The sequence below is a fragment of the Mesorhizobium sp. 128a genome, from assembly GCF_053848025.1.
Window position 1 is genome coordinate 172,969 of sequence record NZ_JBSPKY010000002.1, and the last position, 16,676, is coordinate 189,644.

Below are 16,676 nucleotides of genomic sequence, written 5' to 3' on the forward strand. Positions count from 1 at the left end.
ACAATGCCATAGCCATATGTCGGCCCTGTTACAGCACCTCGACGGGCTTCGCCCACTCAGCGGAGCGCCGTCGCGGGGCCGACACGGCAGTGTCATGGTGCCGTGCAACATAGTCGGTTGCGCGTTCGCGCGGGTCTTTCTGAACCAACCGGGGCAACACCATGGAAATCGCCGACGTTGTGAAGCGCGCCTATGCCATGCCGCTGACCAACCCTTCTTTCCCGCCCGGCCCGTACCGTTTCTTCGATCGCGAATACGTCATCATCACCTACCGCACGACGCGCGAGGCGCTCGAGGCCGTGGTGCCGGCGCCGCTGGAGATCGACGATCCGCTGGTCAAATACGAATTCATCCGCATGCCTGACTCCACCGGCTTCGGCGACTACACCGAGACCGGCCAGGTCATCCCGGTGAAGTACAAGGGCCAGCATGGCGGGTACGTCCATTCCATGTATCTCGACGACGATGCGCCGATCGCCGGCGGCCGCGAGCTGTGGGGTTTTCCCAAGAAGCTCGCCAACCCCAAGATCGTGCATGAGGGCGAAGTCGTCGTCGGCACCTTGCACTATGGCAGCGTTCTTTGCGCCACCGGCACGATGGGCTACAAGCACAGGGAAGCCGATCACGACCAGGTGCTTGCCGCGCTTGCCGCGCCCAACTTCCTGATCAAGATCATCCCGCATGTCGACGGAACCCCGCGCATCTGCGAGCTGGTGCGCTATTACCTCACCGACATTACGCTGAAGGAAGCCTGGACGGCGCCGGCCGCGCTCGATCTTCGCCCGCACGTCATGGCCGATGTGGCGAAATTGCCGGTGCTCGACATCGTCTCGGCCGTGCATTTCAAAGCCGATCTGACGCTTGGCCTCGGCGAAGTCGTTCATGATTACCTCGCCGACCACAGCCAGGGTGCTGCCGGCGCGACCAGACTGGAGAACGTCAGTGCTTGAGCGTAACCGCAGCAAGGCGGCTGCCGCCACGATCGCGGAAATCACCGCGCAATACGATCGCATCGCTCTGGTGTTCCAGGGCGGCGGCGCGCTCGGCGCCTATCAGGCCGGCGTCTATCAGGCGCTGGCCGATGCCGGTTGCGAGCCGACCTGGCTGTCCGGCGTCTCGATCGGCGCCATCAATGCCGCGATCATTGCCGGCAACGAGCCGAGCCGCCGGCTGCAGCGGCTGGAACAGTTCTGGCAGACGGTCTCGGGCCGCAAGATCTGGCCCTATACGCCCGAAGGCGACATCTACCGCGATATCCGCAACCAGGCATCGTCATTCATGACGATGGCGATGGGCCAGCCCGGCTTCTTCAAGCCGCGCTCGCCCAACCCCTGGCTCCAACTGTCGGGCGCGGAAGGCGCTACCAGCTTCTATGACACTGCCGAGCTCAAGGACACGCTGGAGAGCCTGATCGATTTCGATGTGCTGAATGACGGCAAGAAGCGGCTGAGCGTCGGCGCCGTCAACGTCAGGACCGGCAATTTCGTCTATTTCGACACCGAGAAGGTGCGCATCGAGCCTGAGCACATCATGGCCAGCGGCGCGCTGCCGCCGGCCTTCCCGTCGATCCGCATCGAGGGCGAATATTATTGGGACGGCGGCATCGTCTCCAACACACCGCTGCAATATCTGCTCGACCAGGAAGAGGACCGTTCCTCGCTGGTGTTCCAGGTCGACCTGTTCAGCGCCCGCGGCGTGCTGCCGCGCGGCTTGGCCGACGTGCTGTCGCGCCACAAGGACATCATGTATTCCAGCCGTACACGCCAGAACACCGACAATTTCCAGCGCATCCATGCGCTGAAGATGAAGTTGCTCGATGCGCTGAAGCGCGTGCCGCCGGAGCGACTGAAGGACGGCGAAAGGGAACTGATCGAGGACTATTCGGACGCCGGCGTGGTCAACATCGTCCACCTCATCTACCAGCACAAAGGCTATGAGGGGCACGCCAAGGATTACGAGTTCTCCGGCACGTCGATGCGCGAGCACTGGGAGATGGGCCTGGAGGATACGGAACGCACGTTGCGCCACAAGAAGTGGCTGATGCTACCGGCCAATGCCGACGGCGTCACCATCCACGACCTGCACCGCGAGGATCCGACCTGACAGCGACACGCGGACCCGTGGACTAATCTGTCGAGTTCCTTCACACCCCCCTCTGTCCCGCGGCCATAACGAAAAAGGCAGCGCCGGTCACCCGGCGCTGCCTCGTTGGAGCTTGCGCTGCGGCTCAGAACACCTGGCGGAAGATGATGAACAGCACGAAGGCGAGCGTGATCGAGCACGGCAGTGTGAGCACCCAGGCAAGCAGGAGGTTGCGCACCGTGGACCATTGCAGGCCAGACCCGTTGGCGGCCATCGTTCCGGCGACGCCAGATGACAGCACATGGGTAGTCGATACCGGCAGGCCAAAACGGTCGGCCATGCCGATGGTGACCATCGCCACCAGTTCGGCGGCCGCACCCTGGCCATAGGTCAGGTGGCTTTTGCCGATCTTCTCGCCGACCGTGACGACGATGCGTTTCCAGCCGACCATGGTGCCGAGGCCAAGCGCAAGTGCTACCGCGATCTTCACCCACAGCGGGATGAACTTCGTCGCGTTGTCGACGGCCTTGTGATAGTCGGTCACCGCCTTCAGGTCGGCGTCCTGCATCGGCAAAAGCTTCTTCTTGTCGATCAGTTTCAGTGCCTCGCCGATCAGATAGATGTCGTTGCGCGCGTTGCTGACCAGATCGGTCGGAACATTGTCGACAGACGCATAGGGCTGCAGCGAGGCCGTCGTGTCATGGATATACTTCTGCAGCGCTGCCGTCGTCTGGTCGCTCCACGTCTTGGTGCGCACCGCATCCTGCACCGCCGCCTTGGCGTCGGGGACAGTGACCCCTGGCTTGATGTAATTGCCCAAGGCCGTCTCGACGCCGACCGAGGCCGACTTGTAGGCCTCGAGATAGTTGATGTCGGGCGTGCGGTTGAGCGCGTAGGCCGTCGGCACGACGCCGATGAGGATCAGCATGATAAGGCCCATGCCCTTCTGGCCGTCATTGGAACCGTGCGCGAAGCTGACGCCGGTGCAGGTGAAGATCAGCAGTCCGCGGATCCACCATGGCGGCGGCGTGTTGCCCTTCGGCGCCTCATAGAGAGCCGGATTGCGCACCAGGAGCTTCATCACATAGAGCAGGATGGCGGCGGCGAAGAAGCCGATGATCGGCGAGACCAGCAAGGTGATGCCGACATTGGTCGCCTGCCCCCAGTCGACGCCGCTGGTGGCACTGCCGGCCGGGGCCATGAACTGGTTGGCGAGCCCGACGCCGATGATCGAGCCGACCATGGTGTGCGAGCTCGAGGCCGGCAGGCCGAGGAACCAGGTGCCGAGGTTCCACAGGATCGCCGCGACGAGCAGCGCGAACACCATGGCGAAACCCGAGGAAGAACCAACCTGAAGGATGAGCTCGACCGGCAGCAGCGACAGGATGCCGAAGGCAACCGCGCCGCTCGAGGTCAAAACGCCAAGGAAGTTGAAGACACCCGACCACATGACGGCAAATTCGGCCGGCATGGAACGCGTGTAGATGACGGTTGCCACTGCATTGGCGGTGTCGTGGAAGCCATTGACGAACTCGAAGCCCAACGCAATCAGCAAGGCAATTCCAAGCAGGATCCACGGCACAGTCTTGGCCACCGCCAGATCCTGGCTGAGCGCGTAGCCGACATAGATGACACCTACGAGCACCAGCACGCCAAAGGCCGGCAGGAACCACTTCGCACCGCCCGTTTGATTGAGCGGATGGTCCGGTCTCGGAATACCTGCCTCGCCAGAAACAACGTCCACCATCGTCCCACTCCGTTTTGCACTGCAGCAAAGAACTGGCCATGACGCTATGGCTGGTCGATGAAGCTGGTGTGACGGCTATGGTCTTTTTGATTGCGCAAGCAGGCCAGCAGTGCCGGCTCTCTTTCGACGCCGCCAGCGGCCACGGCGCCCTGATTTATCCCGCAATCTCGAGCAGTGCCGATACAAGCAAGCGGCGTTCGTCGGCGGAAAGCACGTCGGAATCGAAGAGGTTCATGCTGCGCAGCCCTTCGATGGCCAGAAAGCAGACCAGAAGCGCCTTGAGGTCCGGCGTCTCGCTCTTCAGCCGCTGCAGAAGCTGCGACTTGAAGGCCTTTATCGGCGTCAGGAAATTCGGATCCTCGGCAATCGCCGAAAACATCCACTGGGCCGACGGCTTCGGCTCTTCACAATCGTCGGCCGAAAGCTTGATATAGGTGGCAAGCAGGCTCTCGCTATTGGCGCCAGCGACACGGCCGGATTCCAGCGCCAGCTCGAAGGCTCGCAGATAATTCTCCACCAGACCCTGCATCAATTTGGCCTTGGTCGGAAAATTGTAGAGCAGCCCGCCTTTCGACACACCGGCGCGGCTGGCGACAGCCTCCAGCGACAGGCTGCCCGGGCCGGCTTCTCGTGCTACATCTGCGGCGGCGGCAAGAATCTTGTCGCGCGAATTTGCCCTGCGAACTGCCATCACTCCACCCCTACATTAGCCTAGGCGGAATTGACAAGACCGTCCAGACGGTACAGTAAGTTCGCCGTCATTTGTAATCGGGACTGCCGTCGATAAGCGTCCCGCTATTCGGCTATTTTGCCGGACACCGGCCGAGGGTCAGTTCGTGAAGCGCATCATCTCCATCATCGTAATTCTGCTGCTGCTCGCTCTGGTGTGTGTCGGCATTGTCGGCTTCAACCTGTTCCGCGACAGCGCTATCAAACAGTATTTCGCCACCATGAAGCCGCCGGCGGCGACGGTGTCGACGGTTGTGGTCAAGCCTTCCGACTGGACACCGGGCGTCGAGGCGATCGGCACGGTGCGCGCCGTGCGCGGCGTCGACCTTACCGTCGAGACCAGCGGCATCGTCAAGGACATCCTTTTCCATGCCAACCAGAAGGTGCCCCTCGATTCTGTCCTGCTGCAGCTCGACGACGCCGTCGAACGTGCCGATCTCGTGGCGGCCAAGGCGCAGTCGGTGTCCGACAAGACGGCGCTTGAGCGCGCGCTGGAACTGCAGCGGCGCGGCGTCGGCACGGATGCCACGCTCGACACCGCGCAGGCCGCTGCATCGGCCTCCGCCGCGCAGGTCAACAAGCTGCAGGCCGTGCTCGACCAGAAGCAGTTGACGGCGCCGTTCGCCGGCACCGTCGGCATCCCCAAGATCGACCTCGGCCAATATCTCTCGCCCGGCAACGCGGTGGTGACCTTGCAGGATCTCGACACCATGCGGGTCGATTTCTCGGTGCCCGAACAGCAACTGCCGCTGCTCAAGATCGGCCAGACGGTGCGGCTCGGCCTCGGCGGCAGCAGCGGCGGCGCCGACATGCCGTTTGCCGGTACCATTCGCGGCATCGACCCCAAGATCGATGCTTCAAGCCGGCTGGTGTCGGTCCGGGGTGAGGTTGCCAACCCTGACGGCAAGCTGACACCCGGCCAGTTCGTCCAGGTTCGCGTCGAGCTGCCACAGGAGAAAAATGTCCTGTCCTTGCCGCAGACCGCACTGACGTCGAGCCTCTATGGCGACTTCGTCTTCGTGGTCGTTCCGGCAAAGCCCGAAGATGCCGGCGCTGCTGCGCCGGCCAAGGTCGAGGACCAGAAGCCGGCCGCCGAGAAGCCGGCCGACGATACCGCAAAGCCGCAGGCCGATGCCGCCAAGCCCGCCGCCGACGCGGCGAAGCCCACGGACAAGGCAGCCGACAAGAACACTTCCGACGCCGGCAAACCCGCCTCTGAAGAGGAGAAGCCGGCGCTTGTCCTGTCGCAGGTGTTCGTGAAGCCCGGCCGCCGCAACGATGGCATGGTCGAGATCGTGGAAGGCATCAAGGCTGGTGACGAGGTCGTCACGGCCGGTCAGAACCGTCTCTTCAACGGCATGTCCGTTGCTGTCGACAACACCATTGACCCCAGCAAGTCGGCGAACCAGCAGGCTCAGCAATGAACTTTTCCGACATCTTCATTCGCCGGCCGGTTCTCTCCACCGTCCTCGCGTGCATGATCTTGCTCCTGGGTTTCCAGGGCATCTTCAACCTGTCGATCCGGCAATATCCTAAGGTCGACGAGACGGCGATCACCATCACGACCGCCTACCCCGGCGCCAGCGCCGACCTCATCCAGGGCTTCATCTCCGCCCCGATCGCGCGTGCCGTCGCATCGACCGAGAACATCGACTACGTCACCTCGTCCAGCCGGCCGTCTTCGAGCACCGTGGTCGTCCAGATGAAGCTCGGATCGAACCCCGATGTCGCGCTGACCGAGGTGCTGTCGAAGGTGCAGGGCGTGCGCGGCACCTTGCCTGACGCCTCGAAGGACCCGGTCATCGTCAAGGGCACCGGTCAAGAGTTCGCGATGATGTACATCTCAATGCAGAATCCGAACATGACGAAGGAGCAGCTCACCGAATATATCGAGCGGGTCGTACGGCCGCGCATGTCGACGGTGGAAGGCGTCGCCGACGTACAGATCTTCGGCGCCGAAGAGTATTCGATGCGCGTCTGGATCGACCCGGTCAAGCTTGCCGCGCGCGGCGTGACTGCGGCCGAAGTGCTGACCGCGATCAACAACTCCAACTTCCTGTCGGCGCCCGGCAACACCGAGAACGAATATGTCGTTTCCTCGATCACCGTTCGTTCGACGCTGCAGACGCCGGAGGCCTTCGCCGAGCTTCCACTGCGATCGACCGACGGCCAGGTGGTGCGGTTGCGCGACGTGGCGCGCGTTGAGCTCGGCGCTGCGAGCACCGACACCAGGGTGAGCTTCAACGGCAAACCCGGCACCTTTCTCGCCATCTTCCCGACGCCGGCGGCAAACCCGCTGACCACCGCGGCGGCGATCCACAAGATCGTGCCGCTGATCCAGGACACGCTGCCGAAAGGCATGACGATCGAGATCGTCTACGATTCCACCGAACAGATCAGCGCCTCGATCTATGAAGTGTTCAAGACCATCGGCGAGGCGGTCGCCATCGTCATCGTGGTCATCCTGTTGTTCCTCGGCTCGTTTCGCTCGGTGATGATGCCGATCGTGACCATCCCGCTGTCGCTGATCGGCGTCTGCTTCCTTTTGTTTGCTGTGGGATATTCGATCAACCTTCTGTCGTTGCTGGCCATGGTGCTGGCGATCGGCCTTGTCGTCGACGACGCCATCGTGGTGGTGGAGAATATCCATCGCCACATGGAGGAAGACCACATGTCGCCGATGCAGGCGGCCTTCAACGGCATGCGCGAGATTTTCTCCGCCATCGTGGCCATGACCATCACGCTCGCCGCCGTGTTCGCGCCGCTGGCCTTCACCGGCGGCCTGACCGGCGCGCTCTTCCGCGAGTTCGCGGTGACACTCGCCGGCTCGGTGGTGTTGTCCGGCCTCATAGCCGTCACCATCACGCCGATGATGGCGGCGCGTCTCCTCAAAGCGGGAACGCACAGCCGCTTCCAGCGCATCGTCGACGGCACCTTCAGCCGTGTCGAGCATGTCTATGAGCGTGCGGTCACCGCCTCCTTGAGAAATCGGCCGGTGACACTGCTGATGGTCGTGGCGCTGGTTGCCCTCACCGGCTTCATGTTCACCAAGACCTCGAGCGAACTGGCGCCGGAAGAGGATCAGGGCTTCCTGCTGTCGATCGTAACCGCACCGCGCTATGCGACCTCGGACTACACCGAGACCTACGTCAACCAGATCCTCGGCCTGGTGAAGGACATTCCCGAAACCAGGGCGCAATTCTCCGCCGTTGCCTTTGGCGGCGCGACCAACGGCGCTTTTGTCGGCTTCGCCTTCAAGGATTGGGCCGAGCGCCAGCGCGGTTCGAAGGAGCTTCAGGCCGACATCCAGGGACGCCTCGGCAAGGTCGCCGGCGTCGAGGCCTTCGTCTTCGCGCCGCCGACGCTGCCCGGCTCCGGCGGGGGCCTGCCGATCTCCATGGTGGTGCGCTCGACCGGCGGTTCTGCCGAGGTCTACGAGGCGGCCGAGCAGATCAAGAACAAGGCGCAGGCTTCGGGCCGCTTCATCGTCGTGCAGAATTCGATGTCCTACGACGCGCCGCAGGTGACGGTGACCATCGATCGCGACCGCGCCGCGGCCCTAAACCTGCCGATCGCCGACATCGGTCAGACGCTGACGCTGCTGGTCGGCGGCGCCGAAGTGGCGCAGTTCGACCGCGACTCCAACAGCTACGACATCATCCCGCAGGTGCCGCAGGAATTCCGCGACAACCCCGAGAAGCTCGGCGAGTATTTCGTGCGCAGCGTGACCGGTGAGATGGTGCCGCTTTCGGCGGTGGTGAAGATCTCGACCAACGCCTCGCCGGCAGCGATCGAGCAGTTCAACCAGCTGAACTCGGCGACGATATCAGCACTGCCGCTTCCCGGCGTCACCACGGGCGACGGGCTGCAGACCCTGGAGAACCTTGCCAAGGAGAGCCTGCCCGACACCTTCTTCATCGACTATTCCGGCCAGTCCCGGCAGGAGAAGGAACAGGGCAACACGATCCTGATCGCTTTTGCGGCCGCCGTCATCGTCATCTACCTGGTGCTGGCGGCGCAGTTCGAGAGCTTCCGCGACCCGCTGATCATCATGATGGCTGTGCCGCTATCGATCTTCGGCGCCATAGTGCCGCTCAATCTGGGGCTTGGAACGCTCAACATCTACACGCAGGTCGGGCTGATCACACTGATCGGCCTGATCACCAAGCACGGTATTCTTTTGGTCGAGTTCGCCAACCAGCAGCGCGAGGTGCACGACATGCGGCGACGCGATGCGATCGTCGCCTCGGCCAAGGTGCGGTTGCGGCCGATCCTGATGACCACCGCGGCGATGGCGCTCGGCGTCGTACCGCTGATCGTGTCCAGCGGCGCGGGTGCGGCGGCGCGCTATTCGATGGGCCTGGTGATCTTCACCGGCATCCTGGTCGGAACCATGTTCACCCTGTTCGTGGTGCCGATGTTCTACACTTTCATCGCCAGCAAGGACCTGCCGCACCACGCCGAAAAGCCCGACCCGAAGCTGATGCCGGTGCACGCCGACTGAGCGCTCCGCAGAACTGCAAAGTGCAAAGAAAAAGAGGCCGGAAACTTCCGGCCTCTTTTTTGACTGGATTGATTTACCGCGAGGCCCTGATGGAGCCTCAGGCGGGAGCTTGCGGTGCGGGACGACCTGCCTGGCCGAGCTGCACGACCGCTCCAACCGCAGTCTGCTACTTGACGATGACGATGCTGGTGTTGGTCGGCCCGAAGGTTTCGACCAGCTGGTAGAAGTCGGCGGCATTGTCGGGATGCAGCCGCACGCAGCCATGCGAGGCCGGCTGTCCCAGCCGCTTGATGGCGTTGGTCGCATGCACCGCGTAGCCACCGCTGAAGAACACCGAATGCGGCATCGGCGCGTTGTCGTATTTCTTCGAGTACCACATCTCGTGCATGCGGGTAGGCTTGAACGAGCCGGTCGGCGTGACATGCGCCCTGTCGCCGGTCGAGACCTTCCAGGTGAAGGTCGGCCGGCCGTCGACCAGCACTTCCATGGTCTGTTGCGACAGCGAGACACGCGCCACGATCTGGTTTGCCGCGGCGTGGGTCGTGCTGTTGGCGGCGCCAAGCAGGAGCGTGGCGCCGGCAGCGGCGGCAGTGACGTTGATGAGTTTGGCGGAAATGGCTTTGTACATGATGGCTCCCCTTTGCCGGCCCGGCCGGCGTCAATTCGATGGCCGCCTTATCCCAACGTCATGTTTCAGGCTGACTTCGATTGATGCTCGTTTGTGTTTCGAATCTGTTTCCTCTGGTTAACAAGCAAGGTCGGCCAAGGGAGGAGCCGAGGGGTGCGTTCCTGTCTGCCCGGCTCACTCTCGATCATGACCCCCGCCACCAAACGAAAGTGCGAATATCCTTATATGAAAAGAGGTTAGCTACCCTCGAAACCGACTTGCAACAAAGCGCGGACCGGGCGGCATGATCTGGTTACAGGCCAACGGCACAGTCATCCCCAACGAGAACAGCCGGCGCCAAACGAAAATGAGCATCAGATCGACCACCCTGTCCTGGCTCTTCAGGATAAGCATCGCCGCACTTGTCATCGGCGGCATCGGCACAGTAGCCGGCACCCCGACGACGAAACTGGCGGTCATGAATTCGGGTGAGGTTTCGACGCTGCATGCCGCGCTGTTCATAGCCTTGGTCTGGATTGTCTCCAGTCTGCGCATCAACCGTCTCAAGGCCTTCTGGCGGGTCGGCCTTGGTTTGAAGTGGATGCGCGGCCCCTCCGGCAACTTGCTGCCGAGAGGACCGAAGGCCCGCGCCGCAGCGGGGGGCTCCGTGGGCGGCGCGGGCACTTCGGGTTTATCCTGAAGCACCCGCGGTTCTGATTTTGAGGGATTACCGATGAAGACGAAATCTGCTGCCTCGGTGCTTTCGGCACTGCTCTTCGCACAAGGCCTGTTGGGCTTTGCCGGTCTCGCCACGGTTCTCCTGAAGAGCCGCGCGCATGCCTCCAGCGAAATGGTAGTCGCCAGCGAATTGCCGCGGGGACCCTCGCTTCTGGTGGTACGCTAAAGCCTATGCATGCCGCCCAGAATTGCGCAGCGGTTTTGGGCGATCCGCGAAACAATCCAGCCTCATTGCTCTCAGTCGGCGCGCTGCGTCGGCGGGTCGAATCGGTAGCCGGCGCCGCGTATGGTGATAATGGTTTCGGTGTCGAGCTTGCGGCGCAGCCGCACGATGCGCGAATCGATCGAGCGATCGAAGGCATCGGCATTTTCGGCCGGTGCCGCGGCAATGATGTCGTCGCGCGTCAGCACCTTGCGCGGGCTGGCCAGAAACAGCCTGAGCAGCGCCACCTGGCCTGGCGACAGTTGCTCTTCCGCACCCGAGCGATGCATGACGATGGCCGACCGCAAATCGACGGTGGCATTTTCCAGCACGATAAGTTCCTGGGCAGACCTGCCGCGCCGCGTCAGCAGGCCGCCAATGCGCGCTGCAAGCTCCCGGACATTGAGCGGACTTTCGATGACGTCGGCGGCGCCAAGCTCGAGCGCCAGCACCTTGTCGACCAGATCGGCCGGCCGGCAGATCAGGATGAAATCCGGCCCGGCCTTCCCGTCCACGCTCTGGCCGCCGCCATAACGCCTGAGCAGATCCCGCCCGTCCGCCTGGCTGACGCTGTCGCCGACGATGACGACATCTATTCCTCCGGCCGAGAGCAGGGATTCAGCTTCCCAGGGCTGCCGCGCCTCGCGCACGTCATGGCCACGCCGGTCGAGATGGTCGGCGAGATCGCCGGCCACCACATCGGCGACGGAAACCAGCGCGATGACGGATCGTGCAGCCATATTTTCTTCCCCTGCCCCCGCAACCGGATATGAGTGCTGGACATCATGTTTATACCCAATCTACTTTCTGCTGAAAGCGGGAGCGAGGCCATAGTGCGGGCACGAATTGTCATCGTCGAGGACGAGCCCGATCTCAGGGACGCGGTCGCCGAGTATCTCGGCGCCAATGGCTACGATGTGACCCAGGCCGGAAGCGCCGCCGAGGCGCGCACCTTGCTAGAGACCGAATCATTCAACCTGGCCATCCTCGACATCGCCATGCCCGGTGAGGACGGCCTGTCGCTCGGCCGCTGGCTGCGCTCGAAAATGCCGATCGGCATCATCTATGCCACGGCAGCCGGCACCGCGCTTGACCGCATTGTTGGGCTGGAGCTTGGCGCCGACGATTACATCGTCAAGCCCTATGAGTTGCGTGAGGTGCTGGCAAGGGTCCGCTCCGTGCTGCGCCGGGTTCCGCAGCCGAGCGCGCCGCAGGCCGCGAAGGCGCAAGCCGATGGCGGCCGCCGGCTGAGCTTCGGTCAGTTCCAGGCCGATCTCGACGGCAGGCTTGTCACCGGCGCCAATGGCGCCGTCATCGACATGGCCAAGAGCGAGTTCGACGTGCTGGAGGTTTTCCTGACCCGCGCCAACCGGCTGTTGACGCGGGCGGCGATCTCCGAGGCCATCGGCTTCGTCGAGGATCCTGAATCGTCGCGCGCGGTCGACATCCGTATCATGCGGCTGCGCAAGAAGATCGAGGCCGACCCGGCCAATCCGAAATTTTTGCGCACGGTGCGCGGCGAAGGCTATATCTTCTCGCTGCCGACCGGCGATGGGCACTGAGCACCATCACCCACGGCCCTGTATAGATGGCTGACATGACCGCTGACCCAGCACGCATGGACCTGAAGGGCGTTCGCCAGGGCGCCGCGATGGCGGCCGTGCGTGTCGTGCGCCGGCTGCGCGAAGCCGGCGACTGGCAGCGCGAGATGGACACCATCCTGGAGACGCTGTGCGTCGCCATGCGCTGCCAGCGCGGCATTCTGTTCAGGCTGCGCGAATTGCCCGGCCAGGGTTTTGCCCAGTCGGTCGCTGCCTACTGGATCGACCCGCGCTTCGGCGGCGAGCTGGCCTCACCGACGGTGATCATGCAATCGATCGTCGATAACGACCCGCTGCTGGAGCGGGTTGCGGAGGACGAACGGCAAGGCAAGATCTTCGCCGGCCACACGCGCAACCTCGACGGCTTCCTCAGAACCGATTTCGAAAAGCAACACATCAAATCGTTCCTGTCGGTGTCGGTGTTCGCCCACGGCCATCTGTGGGGCACGCTTGCGGTCAATGACTGCGTCAATGAGCGCGAATGGACCGAGGAGGAAGAAGCGGCGCTGCACATCATCGCGCTCGCCATCGGCGATGCCATCGAACACTCGCCATCCGAGGCCCATGCCAGCGAGGTCATCCGCCGCACCATGCTGCAAGCCTCCCTCGACGCCATCATCGTCATCGACGAGACCGGGTCGATCATCGAATTCAATCCGGCCGCCGAAAAGATGTTCGGCTTCCAGCGCAGCGACATCCTTGGCAAGGACCTGCTCGATACGGTGGTGCCGGATTACTATCGCAAGGGCTATGCCTCGGGCGCCGAGTACATGTCGGGGCGCGGCGCGCCGATGGTCGGCCAGCGGCTGGAGACCGTGACCCAGAATGCGGCCGGCGAGGTGTTCCCCATCGAACTGACGGCGACCGAGATGCAGGTCGCCGACCGCCGCCTCATCTTCGGTTGGATCCGTGATCTGCGTGACAAGCTGCGCGCCGAGGAAGAGATCAACCGCCAGCGCGAGAAACTGCACCAGAACGAGAAGATGGCGGCGATGGGTTCGCTGCTGGCCGGCGTTTCGCACGAGCTCAACAACCCGCTCGCCGTGGTCGTCGCGCAGTCGACGCTGCTGCATGAATTCGCCACCGACCCGCAGACCAAGGTGCGCGCCGAGAAAGTGCGCGCCGCTGCCGAGCGCTGCGGCCGCATCGTCAAGAGCTTCCTGTCGATGGTGCGCCTGCACCCCGCGACCCAAGCCGAGACCGATCTCAACCAGGTCATCCGCGCCGCGCTCGAGGTGACCGCCTATGGCGCGCGCTCAAGCGGCATCATCATCGACACCGATTTCGCGCCCGGCCCGCTGCTGGCGCTGGCCGATGCCGACCACGTGACGCAGGTGGCCGCCAATTTTCTCATTAACAGCCAGCACGCTCTGGCCGGCATTGGCGGTGATCGCCTGATCAAGGTGCGGACGTTCCGCAGCGATCACGGCAATCCCGGCTTTTCGGTCGAGGACAATGGACCGGGCGTGCCGGAGGCGATCCGCGGCCGCATCTTCGAATCCTATTTCACCACCAAGCCGGTTGGTGTCGGCACCGGCATCGGCCTGTCGATCTCGAAGTCGATCATCGAACGGCACAATGGCAATGTCTGGTTCGAAGAGGTGCTGCCGCGCGGCGCACGCTTCGTCGTCCAGCTGCCGGCGATCACCAGCGGCGTGGCCATGGTCGGCGACAGCCCGGCCCGCTCCAGCGGCTTGCGCCACGCGCTGATCATCGACGACGAACCCGACGTCGCCGGTTCGCTCTCCGACATTCTGGAATTGATGGGCATCAAGTCGCGAATCGTACCGGCCTGGACGTCCGCGGCTGCAACCCTGACCGGCCACATGCCACCCGACATCGTCTTTTCCGACCTGCGCATGCCCGGCATCAGCGGCATAGCCATCTACCGCGAGTTGTTGGCCGAGCAATTGGCGCTCGCCAAACGCTTCGTGCTGGTCACCGGCGACCTGATCGGCGCCAAGGCCGAGATCGAAGCCTTGCCGGCGCAGCAGCGGCCGCAGATCCTGGAAAAGCCGTTCTCGACGCTCGACGTCCGCGGCGTGCTCTCGGCCATCGCCGACCAGGTTGCTGCCGCCGGCTGAACTCTTCCCGAAGCTGGTCCGAGGGTTAGGCGAGATTCAGGTCAGGCAGAGTCGAGGATGGTGGCTTTCGAGAACCGGAGCGGAGCGTACTTAAGTACGTGAGCACCGGAAGCGCAGAAGGCCGCCATCCGCAGGCCGGCCTCACCTGAATATCGCCTAACCCGGAAAAAAGAGGCTCCCGACCGGCAGGACGGCGGGAGCCAGGAAGGAGCGCGGGAGGAAGCGCTCGGGAGGTTCTAGAAAACGTTGGGTGTCGTGGTCAGCGGCGCGGCGTTGGCGATCATGCGGATGGCGCGCGCCCTGTGCACGCCGGACTGGGCGGCGATGACGCGCAGGCAGTCCGCGCTCTCGGCGCCCCAAGCCTGGCCCTGGCAGGCAAAATCGATCTCCGGCTCAGGCAGTCGGGCGGTTTTGATGGTGGTCGGCGCACCCTCGACGACATTGGCCGGCGGGTTGAGCGAAGCAAAGGCCGGACCGGATGCCGGCGTCAGGAACAGGACGGCAAGGGCGCAGGCGCCCAGCATCGAGAACATCACGACCGGATGGTCACTGGCGCGCTGGCGCAACGCCAGTTTGGCGCGCCGTTCGTTGCTGGCTGTCTCAGCTTTCGTATACATTCTGCTCCCCTTCATATTCTTATGAAACGAACATAAATGCGCCCGGTAACGGGCGAATGATGTGACTGGCTTGCCCGCGTAACAGGTTTGAAACAAGAAATTCGGGCATGTCCGGGCAGATCCGATCATGTGCCGGCGGCAGGATTCGTTTGCGGAGCTGTTTCATGCGCGCAATCAAACGTTGACGACAGGCGGGCCGTGAACGCAGCAAAGCCTGATGCGGCCGGTCGAACTATGAACAAGCTCACACTGCTGGTTGAATTTACGGGCGGCAGGCATTTTTCGTCTCCGGCCAGAGCCGCTTTGCACGCCCACCGGGGGCTAAATTCACATGCTGGACTGCCTTGTCAGGACCCCGGTTAACGCCCGGATTTTCCGGGATTTTCTTCGATCGAAGCGGCTCCGAGCGGGCTCGGTCCCGTCATCAAGATAAGTTCCGATTTCCACAAGCCATTGCATTTCAATACAAAATATGATTTTATTGAATGAGTATTCAACAAAAGAAGAGCCTTTTTATGAACCCGCACCTCCGTGACGTGGCGATCCCCAACGATTGGGACCGGCGGGGCCTGCCGGGCTGGGCTTATCACTCCAACGCGCTTCTCGAACTCGAGAAGGAATACGTCTTCCGCAACCATTGGCAGATCGCCGGCCATGTCTCCGACGTGCCGAACGCCGGCGACTATCTGACCATGGACGTGGTCGGCGAGCGGGCCCTGATCGTGCGCGGCAAGGACGGCGTCGTGCGCGCCTTCAACAACATGTGCCGGCATCGCGGCAGCCGCGTCGTCGCCGACAGCCAGGGCACCTGCAAGAACGCGTTGGTCTGCCCGTTCCACGGCTGGGTCTACAATCTCGACGGCACGCTGCGCGGTGCAGCCCGGCCGCGCTCCTTCCCGGAACTCGACAAGACCGAGTTCGGCCTGATGCCGCTCGACCTCGAAATCTGGATGGGCTTCATCTTCATCCGCTTCCGCAAGGGCGGCCCGCAACCTTCTGTGGCGGAGTTGCTGAAACCGATCGAAGCAGAGATGGCTCACTACAACGTGGCCGAAATGGTGCCGTCCTGGGGCATCTGGACACAGAAGACGCCGGTTAACTGGAAGTCGGTGCGCGACGTCGACAATGAAGGCTATCACGTCGCCATGGCGCATCCGGCGCTGCAGGATCTCTATGGCGCGACCTATTTCGACGAGCCGTTCATCAACGGCGTGTCGCGCTCCTTCGCCACCTACAATTCACATGCCGGACGGCGCTGGAGCGTGCGCGAATACATCAAGCTCACGCCCGACGCGTCGCACCTGCCTGAGCATCTGCGCCGGGCCTGGATCTATTACGGCATCTTCCCCAACAACGCGCTGTCGATCATGCCGGAATCGGTGCAGTTCTATCAGGAGTTCCCGCTGTCGACCGGCGAGACGCTGTTGCGCGGCGCCATCTACCGCTACCCCGACGAAACCAGGGAACAGGCGGCGGCCCGCTACCTCGCCTACCGCATCGACCGCGACACCATGAGTGAGGACGTGCAGCTTTCCGTGTGGTCGAACGAGTCGATGATCTCGGACGCCTTCGAGGGCTTTTACCTCTCCGACCTCGAATATGGCGTGCGCACCCACCACGACCATCTGCGCAAGCAGATCCCGGTTCTGGGCCTGGGGACGGCGCCCGAGGAGAAGGACATGTGGGGACTGAACGACGCGCTGCGCTCGCGCGGGTAAGGCTCTTCCTTCTCCCCGTTCTACGGGGAGAAGGTGCCCGAAGGGCG

Annotated in this window: 14 protein-coding genes; 9 read left to right on the forward strand and 5 right to left on the reverse strand. The window is 63.1% G+C overall.

Annotated features, from left to right (window positions below; genetic code table 11):
• The first annotated feature begins 161 nt into the window (after window positions 1-161).
• Both ACWTU9_RS04490 and ACWTU9_RS04495 read left to right on the forward strand, forming a co-directional pair.
• Complete coding sequence (locus tag ACWTU9_RS04490) at window positions 162-950, forward strand: acetoacetate decarboxylase (protein ID WP_455857267.1); 789 nt, start codon at window positions 162-164, stop codon at window positions 948-950.
• Entirely contained in the window at window positions 943-2,103 is a 1,161-nt protein-coding gene (locus tag ACWTU9_RS04495; protein ID WP_455857268.1) for a patatin-like phospholipase family protein, read from the forward strand. The genes ACWTU9_RS04490 and ACWTU9_RS04495 overlap by 8 nt, the downstream gene beginning before the upstream one ends.
• A 124-nt stretch (window positions 2,104-2,227) precedes the next feature.
• Here the strand turns inward: ACWTU9_RS04495 and ACWTU9_RS04500 are convergent, their stop codons facing one another.
• Both ACWTU9_RS04500 and ACWTU9_RS04505 read right to left on the reverse strand, forming a co-directional pair.
• A complete protein-coding gene (locus ACWTU9_RS04500; RefSeq protein WP_455857269.1) occupies window positions 2,228-3,829 on the reverse strand; it encodes an inorganic phosphate transporter in 1,602 nt (533 codons plus the stop codon).
• A 154-nt stretch (window positions 3,830-3,983) separates the two neighbouring features.
• Window positions 3,984-4,520, reverse strand: coding sequence for a TetR family transcriptional regulator (locus ACWTU9_RS04505; RefSeq protein ID WP_455857270.1), 537 nt, complete (start codon window positions 4,518-4,520; stop codon window positions 3,984-3,986).
• Between the two features lie 145 nt (window positions 4,521-4,665).
• On the opposite strand from ACWTU9_RS04505, the gene ACWTU9_RS04510 reads away from it, so the two are divergent.
• Window positions 4,666-5,982: an efflux RND transporter periplasmic adaptor subunit gene (locus tag ACWTU9_RS04510; protein WP_455857271.1), complete on the forward strand. Its 1,317-nt coding sequence runs from the start codon at window positions 4,666-4,668 to the stop codon at window positions 5,980-5,982.
• On the forward strand, window positions 5,979-9,062 hold the full coding sequence (locus tag ACWTU9_RS04515; RefSeq protein ID WP_455857272.1) for an efflux RND transporter permease subunit: 3,084 nt from the start codon (window positions 5,979-5,981) through the stop codon (window positions 9,060-9,062). The genes ACWTU9_RS04510 and ACWTU9_RS04515 overlap by 4 nt, the downstream gene beginning before the upstream one ends.
• Before the next feature lie 166 nt (window positions 9,063-9,228).
• On the opposite strand, the gene ACWTU9_RS04520 is transcribed toward ACWTU9_RS04515, so the two are convergent.
• Window positions 9,229-9,690, reverse strand: a complete 462-nt coding sequence (locus ACWTU9_RS04520; protein WP_455857273.1) for a L,D-transpeptidase — start codon at window positions 9,688-9,690, stop codon at window positions 9,229-9,231.
• A 346-nt stretch (window positions 9,691-10,036) separates the two neighbouring features.
• Between ACWTU9_RS04520 and ACWTU9_RS04525 the strand changes: the two genes are divergently transcribed.
• Both ACWTU9_RS04525 and ACWTU9_RS04530 read left to right on the forward strand, forming a co-directional pair.
• Complete coding sequence (locus ACWTU9_RS04525) at window positions 10,037-10,369, forward strand: hypothetical protein (RefSeq protein ID WP_455857274.1); 333 nt, start codon at window positions 10,037-10,039, stop codon at window positions 10,367-10,369.
• A 33-nt stretch (window positions 10,370-10,402) separates the two neighbouring features.
• The gene (locus ACWTU9_RS04530) at window positions 10,403-10,573 is read left to right on the forward strand and encodes a hypothetical protein (RefSeq protein ID WP_455857275.1); all 171 of its coding nucleotides are present in this window, start codon (window positions 10,403-10,405) and stop codon (window positions 10,571-10,573) included.
• Window positions 10,574-10,644: 71 nt separating this feature from the next.
• On the opposite strand, the gene ACWTU9_RS04535 is transcribed toward ACWTU9_RS04530, so the two are convergent.
• A complete protein-coding gene (locus ACWTU9_RS04535) occupies window positions 10,645-11,349 on the reverse strand; it encodes a winged helix-turn-helix domain-containing protein (protein ID WP_454586263.1) in 705 nt (234 codons plus the stop codon).
• A gap of 45 nt (window positions 11,350-11,394) precedes the next feature.
• Between ACWTU9_RS04535 and ACWTU9_RS04540 the strand changes: the two genes are divergently transcribed.
• Entirely contained in the window at window positions 11,395-12,171 is a 777-nt protein-coding gene (locus tag ACWTU9_RS04540) for a response regulator transcription factor (protein ID WP_455857276.1), read from the forward strand.
• Between the two features lie 35 nt (window positions 12,172-12,206).
• Entirely contained in the window at window positions 12,207-14,294 is a 2,088-nt protein-coding gene (locus ACWTU9_RS04545; RefSeq protein WP_455857277.1) for an ATP-binding protein, read from the forward strand.
• 236 nt (window positions 14,295-14,530) lie between these two features.
• Here the strand turns inward: ACWTU9_RS04545 and ACWTU9_RS04550 are convergent, their stop codons facing one another.
• Window positions 14,531-14,911 (reverse strand): hypothetical protein, encoded by a 381-nt coding sequence (locus ACWTU9_RS04550; RefSeq protein WP_455857278.1) that lies wholly within the window; start codon window positions 14,909-14,911, stop codon window positions 14,531-14,533.
• A 515-nt stretch (window positions 14,912-15,426) separates the two neighbouring features.
• On the opposite strand from ACWTU9_RS04550, the gene ACWTU9_RS04555 reads away from it, so the two are divergent.
• Window positions 15,427-16,629, forward strand: a complete 1,203-nt coding sequence (locus ACWTU9_RS04555; protein ID WP_455857279.1) for an aromatic ring-hydroxylating oxygenase subunit alpha — start codon at window positions 15,427-15,429, stop codon at window positions 16,627-16,629.
• Window positions 16,630-16,676: the final 47 nt, after the last annotated feature.

Bases quoted from the DNA above. Each gene is read 5' to 3' on its own strand.
- ACWTU9_RS04530 (WP_455857275.1), top strand. From the start codon at position 10,403: ATGAAGACGAAATCTGCTGCCTCGGTGCTTTCGGCACTGCTCTTCGCA.
- ACWTU9_RS04535 (WP_454586263.1), bottom strand. From the start codon at position 11,349: ATGGCTGCACGATCCGTCATCGCGCTGGTTTCCGTCGCCGATGTGGTG.
- ACWTU9_RS04490 (WP_455857267.1), top strand. From the start codon at position 162: ATGGAAATCGCCGACGTTGTGAAGCGCGCCTATGCCATGCCGCTGACC.
- ACWTU9_RS04500 (WP_455857269.1), bottom strand. From the start codon at position 3,829: ATGGTGGACGTTGTTTCTGGCGAGGCAGGTATTCCGAGACCGGACCAT.
- ACWTU9_RS04515 (WP_455857272.1), top strand. From the start codon at position 5,979: ATGAACTTTTCCGACATCTTCATTCGCCGGCCGGTTCTCTCCACCGTC.
- ACWTU9_RS04550 (WP_455857278.1), bottom strand. From the start codon at position 14,911: ATGTATACGAAAGCTGAGACAGCCAGCAACGAACGGCGCGCCAAACTG.
- ACWTU9_RS04525 (WP_455857274.1), top strand. From the start codon at position 10,037: ATGAGCATCAGATCGACCACCCTGTCCTGGCTCTTCAGGATAAGCATC.
- ACWTU9_RS04540 (WP_455857276.1), top strand. From the start codon at position 11,395: ATGTTTATACCCAATCTACTTTCTGCTGAAAGCGGGAGCGAGGCCATA.
- ACWTU9_RS04555 (WP_455857279.1), top strand. From the start codon at position 15,427: ATGAACCCGCACCTCCGTGACGTGGCGATCCCCAACGATTGGGACCGG.
- ACWTU9_RS04505 (WP_455857270.1), bottom strand. From the start codon at position 4,520: ATGGCAGTTCGCAGGGCAAATTCGCGCGACAAGATTCTTGCCGCCGCC.
- ACWTU9_RS04545 (WP_455857277.1), top strand. From the start codon at position 12,207: ATGACCGCTGACCCAGCACGCATGGACCTGAAGGGCGTTCGCCAGGGC.
- ACWTU9_RS04520 (WP_455857273.1), bottom strand. From the start codon at position 9,690: ATGTACAAAGCCATTTCCGCCAAACTCATCAACGTCACTGCCGCCGCT.